The sequence below is a fragment of the Blastopirellula marina genome (genome assembly GCF_002967765.1).
GTDB lineage: Bacteria > Planctomycetota > Planctomycetia > Pirellulales > Pirellulaceae > Bremerella > Bremerella marina_A.
The window spans coordinates 287569-301061 of record NZ_PUHY01000006.1; the positions used below are offsets into that span (position 1 = coordinate 287569).

Consider the following 13493-nt stretch of genomic DNA (forward strand, 5'->3'; position numbering starts at 1 on the left):
ATGAGGACCGTGCTCTGTACGTGATGAGCATCCATCGCTGTTTCTGCGTGCCTTCGTTTCAGCTTCCATTTGAATATTCGATGAATATCACCGCGTAATAGAACCTAGCACCACCAGAAACGAGACGTTAGGTAACTAAGTTGTTATCTTCACAGGATGACAAAGCCATGGCATCGAAGCGTAAGCTGCGTGCCTAATCGAAAACCTTGGGCGTTCCGATCGATGGATAGGAAGCGCCTTTCATGAACAACAAAACGAGAAAACTGCTCCGATGCTTAGTATTCGATCGCTGACGGGACTAGCCCTTTCCGCAATTCTTTTGGTCACCATGTCGGGATGTGGTCCCAGCCCTGGCGCTGAATATGCCGTCAAAACGCTCGAAATCACCCACCGCATTCCTGGCTCGGTGCAAGGCTGGGGCATGGTCTTAGATCCTTGGTTCAAAGGAGGTCAAGTCAATCTCGAAGACCTAGCCAGAACGAAGACCATGGGCAATGAATCGATGAAGCAGATTCGTGATGCGGTTTATGCGGTCGAAGTTCCGAGTGATCCCAAGGCAAAAGAGTTCGCCGAGTTGGTACAAGGGTACTGCGATTGGCAGGTCGAAACCTTTATCGGCACGCTGAACGAAGTCAGCGAACTGGCCGAGCAAGAGAACCCAGCCTCGCTTCCCACCCTGCAAAAAGCATCGGCCCTCCTGCAACCGCTGGAAGATGCCGAGCAAGAATGGGTTAAGAAGATCAACGCCCAGGCCAAAAAGCTGGGCCTCCAAGTCAAATAGCTTGTCGGCGGGACTAACAGACTGTTGATTTTCTGCTTCGTTAGCGAGTAATTGAGAAATTCAATAGGGTGCTAAGCCGCCTGCTGAGTGGGAAGTCCCAGTTCGGTGCTTAAGTCACCAAACAACACATCCAAACAACGGACACTCTTTCCCCAGTCGAATGCCTGACCGGGGATGTTGGTGGCGGCGGTAACGTGAGTCCCATGGTCTTGCTGCACCAAGCGAACTTTCAGTTCTCCCTTCATCGCCCAAACGGACGAAGGAAGTTCGGCGGTGATTGTGCAGCCGTCGCTATGTTGCTCGACTTCTTCTACGTCCTGCTTGTTGCGAGCCAAAGTACACATCGTGCGGGCAATCGCGACACCAATTGGTAGCGACAAGAACTCGCTCCGCTCTTTCCCTGTCCGCACGCCCCACGAAGCCCACAACGGTTGGGTGATCGCGGCCAAACCAGAATACGACACGCCAACCGGGACGATTTTGTCCGCAATATCGAAGAACTGCTCGGCTGATAGCCCTGGGCGTGCTTGCTTCGCATGGCTGGCGATGACAGCACGAACTTCCTTGACGGCAACGACATTCTCGTAGCTTGGATCGAGTTCCCAGGCAATCACCGCTGGAACAACCGAATCTTCTTCGGTCGAAACGATTTCCGCCGCGGCATGCAAAGGGCTTCCGCACTGGAAACAGAAGTTTCCGCTCGCTTTGACTCCACAATGGGAACAGAACATCCTTGTTCTCCTGGCACCTGTGAATCGCTGTCGTCGCCCCGCTACCTTGATTTATCGGCCAAAGACCAACGACGATTCAGCACGATTGGGGGAGAACTAGTCGATTTGCTCCAGCACACGCTGCTCGAAATCCTTACCTTTCTTCATTCCCTGCGCGGCATCTTCGGAGAGAGGCATGCGGTACTTCTTCGCCAACGGAACGAATTTGGCAGGATCCGCGAAGACGAGCATCATGAACTGCCCATCACTTTCCAGCGGAATGAACTGCTCGGGTTTGCCCATTTTTTTCAAGCTGAAATTGGCCAAGCGCAGCACCGCTTCGACATCGTACCAATCGCCGTAATTCTCGGCTCCGACGCGATAGAGGCGATCCTCAGAGAGAAACTCGACAATATACGGTGCGTTAAAGTCTTCGCTGGACTCTTGCAACCAGTTCTGTACCGGGCACTCTGGCTTCCATTTGCCACCGGTCGCCGCCCCCCAATCAGCCAACAGCTCGTCGTGATTTGACGGGATCATTCCAGTTTCCGAGTCGAACATCGTCACGATTTCAGCCCAGCCCAACGCACCCAGCAATTCACCAGGATCGTTGAAATCAATTTCGCTGGCTGTGGTTTGGTTTCGTTTGGGCTGCTTCATTAACGCCAAGATTTCGTCCGGAGTCTTCGTCAAGATCCCGGCTGCATAGAAGTCATTCAGTGCCGTCCGCAAATCCAAGTTTTGTGATTTCCAGTAAGCAACCTCTTGGGCGTGTGGGTCGAGACGATCCGCATGTTGTTCGATGAACTGCTTGCCCTGCGAACCCAACTTTTCATAACACAACAACACGACACGACTATCCCACGGCGACTTCATAGCCAGCAATTGCCCCGTGATCTTTGTGCAATCATCTGGCGTGGCATAGTTGGCCATCTCTCCGATCAGGTCCGAAGCAAACTTGCCCTTCGCTAACTGCGACAGCAAGATATCGACCGCATTATCAGGGTCGAGCCGGGCTAAGGCTTCGGTCGCATACAACTGACTGGCCGGATCGGTGGCATTCTTTTGGATATCTAGCAGCAGATCCTTCGATTGACTGCCAGCGATCTGGGTGAGATCACGTACCAACGTTTGATCGTATTTCTCTTCCGGAAACTTCAACGTGTAGGTGTAAATCGCCTGACGAACCGGTTCCGAAATCTCCGGATCAGGATTCTTGAGCAAGCCTTCCAGATTGTAGACGCTACCCCACTGATAACCATCGACGGTCTTCTTCAGAACGTACGGCAACAAAGCGTCAACCGACTCCTTAGTTGTGGCAACACCAGCCAAGCAAGCCGCCAACTTCGCGGGGTCTTTCGCTTGGCCCGATTTCAACAGCTGTCGAAGCTTGACTTCGCTTCCAGTGACATTCGACTTTTGACAAAGCTCGGCCGCGGCAACGACGACTCTTGGATCCTTATCATCCAGCAAGTTGACTACCAGCTTGGCTTGCTCTCCTTGCAGTTGTTCAGGGCGAATCTGGTAAGCCGCCAAACTCTTCAGGGCTGCCAGGCGTAATTCAACGTTAGGATCGGTCAGACACTGAAGATGAAACGCCCACCCCCGATCGATGTTCAGACGCATCAACACTTCAGCCGCTTTCAATCGCGTTTTGGCCAAAACAGATGGATCAACCATTAACGCAACCAAGTCCTCCTTCGCTTTTTGCGGTCGAGCTTCGACCGCCCGCAGATGTTCGCCGAAGAGATAGCCTCCCTCGTTCACCTGCTTCATCGCTTGCTGATAGAGCTGATCGATCTTCTTCTGATACCGCTCGCGCGTCTTGGCAATCTGAGAAGGATCCTCAATCATTACCGGCATGCGATCAACGCGTGCTGGAGCGTTGGGATCGCGAGGTTGATGCCGCATCATGCCGGATGGCAGTTGTCCATCTCCTGAGACGTTATCGACGAGGATCCGTGAGTCTGGCTGACCATCTCCGCCGCTACAGCCTTGCACCATGACGACGCCTCCCCAACACAAAAGCCACAAGTACCATTTCATCTTGAATCTCTCTGCCACGCGTGCTTCGCCAGTCGATGCCGTTACTGCGGCTGACGATCTCTCCAGTGGGCAAACAAGTCTTGGCATGCCGATCGCAACACGCCAGGCACCAGCGAGGTATTTCCTTCCCCCGCTTCAAACAATTGCTTCAGCGGCAACTTTAATTGATCGAAACCGGCCTGGGCGGCATCTTCAATGGAAGCGCCGAAATAAATCGTATCGACCCGTGCCCAGTACAACGCTGCGGCACACATGGGGCACGGCTCGCAGGTTGTTGCCACGATCGCCCCTTCCAAGTGCGGGCTACGCACAATCTTGCATCCTTCCCGCAGGGCGTTGATCTCGGCGTGAGCCGTGACGTCGATCGACTCCGAGACCGTATTATGGGCCACCGCAATCAACTTCCCGTCCAATTGGATCGCACAGCCAAACGGCGTTTGACCTTTGCCAATCCCTTGACGACATATTTCGATCGCCAACTCCATCAACTCTTCTGGTGTCATCTGGTGTCTCTTCCTGCTGCCCAGCAAGTAAGTTGTCTTTGTTGTAGCAGAACCCGATTTTGTTTTCGAAGAAATTTAGTAACTGGGCCTAAAGAGATTACCGTCGAAAGAGGGTCTTAACCACGGATCCGACGGTTGGGCACGGATAAGTGGGGAAATTCAATTCGCCGGTGGCCGACGAGAGTAGGTCCGTGATATCGGTGTAATCGGTGGTTACTCTCAACCTGCCTCGCAGCCGACTTGGCGTTCGTCGGACATGAGATCGCGAAAAGCTTCTTCTGTCTGGGCACTTGCGATCCCTCGACGAGGCATTCACAATACGACTTCCTGTTCAGGGAACATAGCTTTATAGAGATTTTTTACGCGACTTTAGTTGGACGAGCGAGATGACCTCGAAGCCCCAAGTGATATTGACCGGTTTTGCCGACGAATCTGCGAATCAAAAGACCGCCGAACAACAGTTCAGCGCGTTCGCTGCGTTGGGACTGGAATACTACAGCATCCGTTTCATCGATGTTGGCAACGGCATCAAGAACGTGATGGATCTGACCAAGGCCGAGATTGGCAAGCTCCGCACTCTAGAAGGGGAATACGGCCTGAACGTCTCGTCGCTCGGTTCGCCGATCGGAAAGGTCAAGCTGTTGGATATCGAAGACGGCACCAAGAATCGCTTCGTCCCGTTCGAGAAATATCTGGCCAAAGACGTCAACAAAGCCTGCGAACTAGCCCACGCGTTTGAAACGAAGCTTATCCGCGGCTTCTCTTTCTATCATCCCAAGGGAACTGACCCCCGCGAACACATGTCGCAAGCGGTCGATCAATTGGGCCAAATTGCCGAAGCCTGTCATCGCAGCGATTTGACCTTCGGTTTAGAAGTCGAAGCGAACCTGATCGGTCAAAACGGCGACATCCTGGCCGAGCTTCACAAGAAGGTGAATCACCCGGCGATGATGCTGATCTTCGATGCCGGTAACCTCGTCTGCCAAGGCTACACGCCTGACGAAGTGTACGACCAGTACATGGCCATGAAGCCAGGCATGGGCTGGATGCACGTCAAGGACTACAAGATCACCAAGCCCGTAGGTGAAAAGGGGCACATCGACGAAGATGCTCTGAAAAACTTCGTCCCGGCCGACCTGGGTGATAGTGCTTATGAACGCATCATGCGTGACTTCGCTTCCTCGATTCCCAAGCTGGAAAAGAAGCTGAAGAAACGTGGCATTCCTGGCGTCTTCTGCGACATGGAACCACACGTAAAGGGTGGCGGTCAATTCGGTGGTTTCAGCGGTCCAGATGGTTTTGGTGTCGCTTTGCGTGGCTTCTGTCGCGTCCTCGATTTTGCCGGTGTGGACTATCATCTCCGCGATTTCGACGACATCATCGCTGCTCGCGGTTTTTAACGCACGATGACTCGTGACGCTTAAATGTTTACGATGAAGGCAGGTTCATTCTTCTGGATGGCCTGCCTTTTTGCTTGATGGACCTCCGCAGAATCGAAATTCCATGTCGCGCGAACGCATTACGATCGGAGGCTGCCCCAAGTGCAAGTCCGATCTTCTGACCTGTCAGCACAACCACTTTCAGAACGACGAACTTGAAATTCACTCGTGGGAACATAAATGCCCCGACTGTGGTTTTCGCCAGACCGAGGCGTTCCGTAGCGACGACGAAGACGAGCCGTTTGATCCGATTGCTGCTGGCAAATGCCCCTTTTGCGGCCGAGCGGCGAACGACTAGCCGCTGCCAAAAGAAAAAGGGGACCAATTGCTGGCCCCCTTCTCTTCTGCCCCAAATTCGATTCGCTGGTGGACGAATCGAGTCTTCCTTAGACCTGGAATTGCCCGACCAGGATTGCCAACTCTTGCGAAATGCCGTTCAGGGATCCACTGTGATGGCGCGTTTCGCTTGCCCCAGCCGAAACCAACACAGCACCATCATCGACAGAGTTCACGGCGCGGGCAATTTCTTCACCGGCAGTAGCCGATTCCGTGACCGACTGTGAAACTTGTTGAACCGCACAGTTTGCGTTGGCAACGCTTTGAGCAATCTCTTGCGTCGTGGCCGATTGTTCTTCAACAGCTGCTGCGATCTCTTGAGCGACTTCGTTCAGATTCACAATCACCGCACGAATCGCATCGATGGCCTTTATCGATTCATCGGAAGTCGATTGAATGCTGGTGACACGACGTTCAATATCGCCGGTGGCATCCCCCGTTTGACGAGCCAGCTCTTTCACTTCGCCCGCCACAACGGCAAATCCCTTCCCCGCTTCTCCCGCACGCGCCGCTTCAATCGTTGCATTCAAGGCCAGCAGATTCGTTTGCTCGGCAATGTCTTGGATCAGCTCGACCACATCACCAATCTCGTTGGCTGCCGTATTCAAGCTCGACAAAAGGCCACAGCTATTATCGGACAAGCGGTGTGCTTCCGAGGCAATCCCACTGACCTTTTCCATGTTCGTGGCGATCTGATTAATGCTGATCGACATCTCTTCGACCGAGCTGGCCACCGATTCCATGTTGGTCGACATTTCAACGGCCATATCCGAGAGCGATCGCATGTTGATCGAAAGCTCTTCCGACGCCGCAGCGGCCGATGTCGATTGCGATTTGGTATCGTTAGAAACGCTCGCCATGTTCTCAGCGGTCTTATTCATGTCTTCCGCGGAACGGGCAATCGCCTCGCTATTCTTCGACAAAGCTAACATCGCTCGCTGTAAGTTCTCAACCATATGGTTCACGGAATTCGACATCTTACCGACTTCGTCTCCACTGGTGATCTCCAGCCGTTGTCGTAAGTCCCCCTCGGAAACCGCGCCAAGGATGGTCATGACACGCCGAATCGGCCGGACGATCGCTCGGCTTTGTAGCAGTGCAATCACCAAACCAATTGCGATTGCCCCCAAGCTGACCACCAGCACGGAAACTAGCGTCGCACGATTCGAGGCCTCGACTTCCGGCCCCAGCCCGTTCTGCTCTGTCGTAATTTCCTGATTGAGCTTAACGGCCAAAGCGGCAATCTGCGGACCGTAGACGTCAAGTTTCTCTTGAACTAACTGACGTTCGTTAGTGATTGCCGTAGCCATCTCCACCAACGCTTGCTGATATTGTTCGCGATTGGTTGAGACGGCTTCGAGGATCTCGCGGCTCTTTGGATCCTTCAACGCTTCTCCCAGCTTTTTCAGATTGGCCGCAAATTGGTCGACCGCATGCAAGGTTGCTTCGTTAAAGCGGGGATCATTAGTCACAATTAGCTTAAAAACGCTGAGGCGGGCGTTCATCAGATCGTTCAAAGTCACCCCAGCCAGACCGGCAGCTTCCGCGTTTTCGTTGGATTGTGCGGCTTCGATAATCGACTTCAGTTGCTGGACCATTTGCGGTCCTTCTTGGTCGAGCACGTTCACACGCTTGTTCTCTCGCATATCGCGGCAAGCAACGATGTCGTTGAATGCCTGATAGTACTCAGCGGATGCCACACGCATTTCGTTAATCAACTGCTGATTCTCTGGGTCGACAATACGCTCGTCCGCTTCGGCGAGCATCTTCTCGGCTTCTGCGCGTGTTTCTGCGAATTTGGTCACGAACTCTTGTCGCCCGGAGACGTCAAAGTTCTTGGCCGACAACCGCATTTGCATCACACGGTCGATGATGTCCGAGCAGAAATTGGAGTCACGGGCCAAGGTTCGATACTGATCGAAGCCATCAGCCGCATCTCGAATTCCATACCAGGCAACGCCGGAAGAGATGCCCATCAGCAGCAGAATAACCCCGAAGCCAGCCATCGTCTTTTGCAGAATGCTCAGTCGACTCAACATCACCAATACCCCCGTAGATCTAACACTCAGAAAGTTTTGCTTCTCTCGACGTCGTTCCGAGGTTTTGATGCCACGAGTTCGCAGAAGCCGCATCACAATACGCGGTGCCCAATACATCGCGTGATAGAAATTAGTTACGCCATGCAAGCGTCACTGTCGGAAAACCTTCGCAGGCGAAGGGGCTGCTTTACGGTTTTCCCCAATCCCAAGCACGGCACAATTGATGCAAAGCGAAATTAGAACACGCATGCCGCCCGTCTGGATTCGACCTGGAATATCTCCAGGAACGAGATGGCTGAACAATCATAGGGGTCGCTGGCGGTAACCCGCCTTCACGATTACGGCCAAACCGAAGCTTGGCCCCATTCGGCCTTAGTTCTTCAGCGTACGCTGCAACAGCCATCCACCAGCGATTAGTAGGACAACATTCCCTAGCCAAACGGCTACTGCGGGCCATTCGCCATCCTTGGCGCGATCGACCCCCAAGGCCATCAGCGGATAGTAGACCAATAGCACCGGCACGAACGCGGCGAAGAAGCTGGTCACAAAGTCGGCGTTACGTTGTCGAATCGCCAGGGGAATACCGAGCAAGGCGAAGCACAAACAGCTAAACCCGTTAGCCCAACGGCGGTGTGGTTCCGTTTTCAAGCGGTTGATCTGAGCGGCCGACCAGTTCTTTTCTTTCATCCAGTAAGACCAAGTCGGGTCATCCTCGGCCGGCATTTGACCGGTCACCAAGCAAGCGGCACCCTTGGCGGCCAAAACTTGGGCGACCTGGCGGTGGTAGGTTTTCATCTTTCCACTCCACGCCGGGATCCGACGCATCGGCTGGTGGGAAGCATCACGAATCCCTTCCACTGCGGTCGGATCGGTCAGGGGAATCGAAGTGACAAACTCGCCTGGATGCTCAAACACCTTTCCTTCCGGGCCGGTCGATCGAATTCGGCTATCGGTCAGGGTGACAATCACTCGGTCGTGCTCTGGGTCCGATTCCAACTTGGCGGTCGCGGCCGAGATGGTCACAATCCCCTGCTCACCTGACTTGACGATTGATATTTCTGGTCGAATTAACAGGTCTCCTTCGACATCACGCACCAAGATCGAGAACTTGTCGCTATGAAACGACTTCTTCGTCTTCAGTACGCCGTACACGATGTCGTCGATCGATTGCATCACCACATTTCGCAGCCCAAGATGCCCCCACGAGACCGCCACGTCGTTCAGCCAGACGCAGGTCACCGACAGGACCAATGCGATCACCAACCCAGGCGCAATTAAGCTCATCGGGCTGATACCGGCTGCCTTCAACGCGTTCAGCTCGTTGCTAGCACTCACGCGGCCGTAAACATTGCATACCGCGAACAGCATCGTACCGGGCACGGCAAAACGAAGCGCATTGGGCAGAAGATATGGCACCGCTTTGATCAGCGCAACAAAGCCGAGACCTTCCTTGATCGCTTGCTGTCCGAGCCCCACAAACAACAGAAGTGCGGTCAGCACGAATAGCGCCAGAAAGAAGACTTTCAGCAGCTCTTCGACAATGTAGCGTTGCAGAATACCCATCGTGATCGAAATCCATTTCGATCCGGTCCCAGCACCACGCCAGGCAAAGAATCGGCTGGTTACTGTAGCAGCTACAAGAAACTAAAGAAATGTCGCTCAGCCGAGGTCAGGGCGAGAATCTTCATCCAGTGGGTTTTTCGCCCCGTTTTGGCCACGAATCTGGGCCATCAGCGAGCCGATGCCCAGCAGATAGTGGCGGGAAGCTTTGTAGTAGTCCCCTTTTTTCATCTCGGTATCGGCCTGACCACCGATCTGATGGACCGTTTCCCAGTCGATCTTCCACTCGTTGGTCCGGGCCGCTTCGCTGAGTTCGTCGAACAGAATCTTCAGATTGAGAGCCACGTTCGAGTCGGCATGGCACTGAGTTTCCGAATAAGGCCCTTTGCCGAAACGAAATTTCTTCTTCGCCGGCAACTGAACCAGTTCACCGGTAAACCGATACACCAGGGCGAAGATCCCTGCGAAGATCGTTATCAATACACCGCCCAGAGTGACCAAAGGCTGCTGGAAGTAATACGCCAAACCGCTGGCCATCAACACCAACAGTAGCCCGATCCACAGCATCCGCGGAATGGGACGCATCACGCGTTCCATCGGTGGCGGAGGAAGGTCCTCTTCGTTGATCAGCGGATCGTTCTTGCATGGATCGTTGGCGATTTGTTCGCCAGTCACTTTCACCACGATCACGGTGATGTTGTCGGGGCCACCTCGCAGGTTGGCCATGTCGATCATCAACTGGGCCGCTTTGGTCGGCTCCAAAGAATGCAGGATGAGGGCGATTTCCTCGTCGCTGACCGGGCCTGATGCCCCGTCGCTGCACATCATGAACGTATCGCCCACTTCCAGCGGGAACGCCCCTTCCAGGTCGACTTCGACCTCAGGCGAAGGACCAAGCGAGCGGGTTATCACGTTCTTCGGAATTGCGGCGTAAACGTCCTCGGAGTATTCCTTGCCCTTGGTCGCGGCCTTGATCTCCCAGGCCATGCTGTGATCGAAGGTCATCTGTTCCAGCTTGCCCTGACGCAAACGGTAGATGCGGCTATCGCCGACGTGCCCCATCACGGCACCTTGGGGAAGCAGCAGCAAACAGCTGCATGTGGTCCCCATCTTATGGAACGCCGCGTTTGACTCGCCGCGGCGATTGATGATCATATTCGCCTCTTCAATGGCCGCCGTCAGGGCCATCGCAGGCTTCTTGTCGATGTATTTTTTATAGAGATGCCGTACCTGTTCGACGGCGATTTCGCTGGCAAGTTCTCCCGCCGCGTGCGCGCCCATCCCATCGGCGACGACAAACAAATGTCCTCGCCGCTGCCAATCTTCCCACGATTGCGTAATAGCAACGCCGTAGTGGTCCTGATTGTTAGAGCGTCGCATCCCCACATCGCTTAATGCAGCGACTTGAAGACATCCTGCCCATTCATGCTTTTCGCTCTGGGCCATGCTGGCGGAAACCTACTCGATCCTCTTGCTCCTCCAGGGACAAGCCGACGGCGACTTGCATGCGATATCGACTCGCGAAATTCCCTGTTCCCTACTTAATTATCGGTGCGTCCCAAATTGGGCCCATAGTCACGTAAATGATTTTTTATGGGAAGCTCTCGATAATAAACGGGCCCGCTAGCAAGCACAACTCGCCGTTGCCTCTAGCGCCCCCTCAAATCAATGGTCATTTCCCGAGAAAACCGAATAGATTTTCCTTGGCTAACCGGCTCTCGGCGCGGACTTTCTTGGCAGATTGATGTCCCCAGGAAAACTATCTGGCGGCGAATCGGCATGATCGCTACAATCCCGCCCCACGCGAAGTTTCGCGGCCTCTGGTTTCAGGATAGCTCATGGGTCCATTTTTCACACAAAAATCGACCGTTTTTCATCGCATTAGCGTGCTCACGCTGTTGGTCATCATGGTGGCAAGCACCGGATGTGTCCGACGCCGTTTCACCGTGCGCACCAATCCTCCAGGAGCCGTCCTGTATGTCGACAACCAGGAAATCGGCGTCACTCCGGTAGCGACCGGCTATACCTACTACGGCACGCGTGAAATCCGTCTCGAAAAAGATGGTTACGAGCCAGTCGTCCAGCTTCATCAGTTCAAGACACCTTGGTACGAATACCCAGGCCTCGACTTCATTTCCGAGAACCTTGTCCCCTGGGAAATCCGCGACCAACGCGATCTCGAGTTCGAGATGGTTCCCTTGCGGATCATTCCGCCGGAAGAATTGCGAGCTCGGGCCGAACAGTTGCGTGCGAATGCCCACGCTGGCTACGCTACGCCGCTGGCTCCGCCACAGCAAACTTACGTCCCCTCGGCGGTTGTCCAACCACCAGCCCAACGCATTCCTTACTGGGACGATCTCAACCAACCACAGCCTCAGCCAACGCCAGCCGAGATGCTCCCGGCACCACCATCGTCCGGCATGAACAGCCTACCCTCAGGCGGCTACGAACTGCCTCCGTTGCCCTCTGGCTATTAGGCCGCGCGGTCGCTTGCTACCGACGCAGATGAAGTTCGTTGTCTGCGAATTTCAGAATTCGGACGCGGCCAGACGTTTCACCCGCGACGATCGTCCTCCCATCAGCCACCACGGCGTGAATCTCCCATGGATCATCTAGATAGCTCGGAATCTCCGGTCGTCCTTCTGGTGCGTCCGTAAACCTGGCAACCTCGGCCTGCTTCGAGATCTGCCATACCCGAATCGTCGCGTCCTTCGAGCCGGTCACCAGGTAGTCGTCCTCTAAGAAACAAGCGGCCAGCACGCGATCGGTATGCCCGGCGAAAGTGGCGATCGGTTGCCCATCGTCAACTCGCCACAACTTGGCGGTCGAATCCCCGGCGGTCAGCAACAGTTGCCCGAATTCAGACTGCTCGATGATATTCACCCAACCGTTGTCGTGGGCACTGACGATACGAGTCGCTTCACTGGCTCGCCAATCCCACCAAACCAGCTGCCCCTTCTCGGTGCCGTAAAGAATGGTGAGACCATCATTAAGTAAACAAAGACGCGTAATCGGTTTTGGCAAACTTACCTCGCGCACACGCTGGCGATTAGCGGTTCGCCATACTGTAAACGTCGTTGCATCCTCTTGCCCGAGCGCGGCATAGTCGAGTGAGGTATCGCTTGCCACCGAAACAAAGTGTTCGCCGTCGAGCAGCGACAACACGGCCGTCACGCGATGATCGTGCGTCAGCAACTGTTCTTCGCCGGTCAACAGATCGATCACGCCGACCGTTTTATCGACACACGCCACGATCAACTTGTTCTTGCCTGGCAAAATCGCCAAGTCTTGCATTTGATAGCCGCCGTGCCGCGCGACCAATCGTGACTCGATCGGCCAGCTAGTCAGATCCCAATTCAACACTTCGTTGCTGCTGGTATAGAGTGAGGTTTCGTCCGCCGACAACTCGACGGCATGCACAAAGTCGCTAGTCGAATGGTCGAAAACTGTTTCGATGCTGCTCGCCTTCTGCGTGTTCCAAAACCGGACTTCTCCATACCGCCCTGCCGTAACCACTAGGCCCGCGTAAAGTCGCTTGGCAATCAGAATCCGGCCGGTGTGGTCGTCGGTTTGAAGTTGCGGCGTTGGTCCGTCGTCGTAGTCGTTGAACTTGCAAGGAAACTCGCCCGCGTACCAAGCACCCTCAGTCTCGCTGAAGTCTGCTTCCGCCCCTTCCAATGCCAAACTAAAGACCAAAACGAATTGGTGACTTCCGCTCAATCGTTCACGAATCGTCTCGATGTCGGCGGGATCGGTGACGTAAACGCCCAGGTAATCCCAGAAGTCAAACTCATCGCTGTCGAGATGCGTTTCGACAAAGTCGCTATCTAAGTAGAGACCTAAGTCGTCTCGCAATCCCCAAATCGGATTGCGATCTTCCCAAGCTTCGTACACTTCATCCGAGACACCATCGCTCGGTTCAGGCTCCCAGAATGGATACGCGTATCCAGCTTCTTCCCCCCTGGTCCCCGGCTTTATTCCAAACACGTGAACAGTATGTGGCATAGGGATCCTACTTGTCCGTACAACAATCAGTTGGCATAGCGGCTTCGAATTCCGACGATAGGCGTCGAGCCTAT

The 13493-nt window shown here is 54.3% G+C and carries 11 protein-coding genes; 4 read left to right on the forward strand and 7 right to left on the reverse strand.

Features of this window, described 5'->3' with window-relative positions:
- The first annotated feature begins 271 nt into the window (after window positions 1–271).
- On the forward strand, window positions 272–781 hold the full coding sequence (locus C5Y83_RS09185; protein ID WP_105329376.1) for a hypothetical protein: 510 nt from the start codon (window positions 272–274) through the stop codon (window positions 779–781).
- A 71-nt stretch (window positions 782–852) separates the two neighbouring features.
- Here the strand turns inward: C5Y83_RS09185 and C5Y83_RS09190 are convergent, their stop codons facing one another.
- From C5Y83_RS09190 to C5Y83_RS09200, 3 genes are all read right to left on the reverse strand, one after another.
- Entirely contained in the window at window positions 853–1512 is a 660-nt protein-coding gene (locus C5Y83_RS09190) for a hypothetical protein (protein WP_105329377.1), read from the reverse strand.
- A gap of 96 nt (window positions 1513–1608) precedes the next feature.
- Complete coding sequence (locus C5Y83_RS09195; RefSeq protein WP_146117720.1) at window positions 1609–3537, reverse strand: HEAT repeat domain-containing protein; 1929 nt, start codon at window positions 3535–3537, stop codon at window positions 1609–1611.
- A gap of 41 nt (window positions 3538–3578) precedes the next feature.
- The gene (locus C5Y83_RS09200) at window positions 3579–4040 is read right to left on the reverse strand and encodes a nucleoside deaminase (protein ID WP_105329379.1); all 462 of its coding nucleotides are present in this window, start codon (window positions 4038–4040) and stop codon (window positions 3579–3581) included.
- A gap of 386 nt (window positions 4041–4426) precedes the next feature.
- Here C5Y83_RS09200 and C5Y83_RS09205 point away from each other — a divergent pair, with 386 nt between their 5' ends.
- Complete coding sequence (locus tag C5Y83_RS09205) at window positions 4427–5440, forward strand: sugar phosphate isomerase/epimerase family protein (RefSeq protein WP_105329380.1); 1014 nt, start codon at window positions 4427–4429, stop codon at window positions 5438–5440.
- A gap of 103 nt (window positions 5441–5543) precedes the next feature.
- Window positions 5544–5777: a hypothetical protein gene (locus C5Y83_RS09210; RefSeq protein WP_105329381.1), complete on the forward strand. Its 234-nt coding sequence runs from the start codon at window positions 5544–5546 to the stop codon at window positions 5775–5777.
- Between the two features lie 88 nt (window positions 5778–5865).
- On the opposite strand, the gene C5Y83_RS09215 is transcribed toward C5Y83_RS09210, so the two are convergent.
- From C5Y83_RS09215 to C5Y83_RS09225, 3 genes are all read right to left on the reverse strand, one after another.
- Window positions 5866–7854 carry a methyl-accepting chemotaxis protein gene (locus C5Y83_RS09215; RefSeq protein ID WP_158262300.1) on the reverse strand — a complete coding sequence of 663 codons (1989 nt, stop codon included), beginning with the start codon at window positions 7852–7854 and terminating at the stop codon, window positions 5866–5868.
- A gap of 372 nt (window positions 7855–8226) precedes the next feature.
- Entirely contained in the window at window positions 8227–9417 is a 1191-nt protein-coding gene (locus tag C5Y83_RS09220) for an LptF/LptG family permease (RefSeq protein ID WP_105329383.1), read from the reverse strand.
- Window positions 9418–9513: 96 nt separating this feature from the next.
- Window positions 9514–10860 (reverse strand): PP2C family protein-serine/threonine phosphatase, encoded by a 1347-nt coding sequence (locus C5Y83_RS09225; RefSeq protein WP_105329384.1) that lies wholly within the window; start codon window positions 10858–10860, stop codon window positions 9514–9516.
- A 392-nt stretch (window positions 10861–11252) separates the two neighbouring features.
- Between C5Y83_RS09225 and C5Y83_RS09230 the strand changes: the two genes are divergently transcribed.
- The gene (locus tag C5Y83_RS09230; RefSeq protein WP_105329385.1) at window positions 11253–11891 is read left to right on the forward strand and encodes a PEGA domain-containing protein; all 639 of its coding nucleotides are present in this window, start codon (window positions 11253–11255) and stop codon (window positions 11889–11891) included.
- A gap of 16 nt (window positions 11892–11907) precedes the next feature.
- Here the strand turns inward: C5Y83_RS09230 and C5Y83_RS09235 are convergent, their stop codons facing one another.
- Complete coding sequence (locus C5Y83_RS09235; protein WP_105329386.1) at window positions 11908–13419, reverse strand: WD40 repeat domain-containing protein; 1512 nt, start codon at window positions 13417–13419, stop codon at window positions 11908–11910.
- Window positions 13420–13493 lie beyond the last annotated feature (74 nt).

Bases quoted from the DNA above. Each gene is read 5' to 3' on its own strand.
- C5Y83_RS09190 (WP_105329377.1), bottom strand. From the start codon at position 1,512: ATGTTCTGTTCCCATTGTGGAGTCAAAGCGAGCGGAAACTTCTGTTTC.
- C5Y83_RS09185 (WP_105329376.1), top strand. From the start codon at position 272: ATGCTTAGTATTCGATCGCTGACGGGACTAGCCCTTTCCGCAATTCTT.
- C5Y83_RS09215 (WP_158262300.1), bottom strand. From the start codon at position 7,854: ATGTTGAGTCGACTGAGCATTCTGCAAAAGACGATGGCTGGCTTCGGG.
- C5Y83_RS09235 (WP_105329386.1), bottom strand. From the start codon at position 13,419: ATGCCACATACTGTTCACGTGTTTGGAATAAAGCCGGGGACCAGGGGG.
- C5Y83_RS09230 (WP_105329385.1), top strand. From the start codon at position 11,253: ATGGGTCCATTTTTCACACAAAAATCGACCGTTTTTCATCGCATTAGC.
- C5Y83_RS09205 (WP_105329380.1), top strand. From the start codon at position 4,427: ATGACCTCGAAGCCCCAAGTGATATTGACCGGTTTTGCCGACGAATCT.
- C5Y83_RS09220 (WP_105329383.1), bottom strand. From the start codon at position 9,417: ATGGGTATTCTGCAACGCTACATTGTCGAAGAGCTGCTGAAAGTCTTC.
- C5Y83_RS09200 (WP_105329379.1), bottom strand. From the start codon at position 4,040: ATGACACCAGAAGAGTTGATGGAGTTGGCGATCGAAATATGTCGTCAA.
- C5Y83_RS09210 (WP_105329381.1), top strand. From the start codon at position 5,544: ATGTCGCGCGAACGCATTACGATCGGAGGCTGCCCCAAGTGCAAGTCC.
- C5Y83_RS09195 (WP_146117720.1), bottom strand. From the start codon at position 3,537: ATGAAATGGTACTTGTGGCTTTTGTGTTGGGGAGGCGTCGTCATGGTG.
- C5Y83_RS09225 (WP_105329384.1), bottom strand. From the start codon at position 10,860: ATGGCCCAGAGCGAAAAGCATGAATGGGCAGGATGTCTTCAAGTCGCT.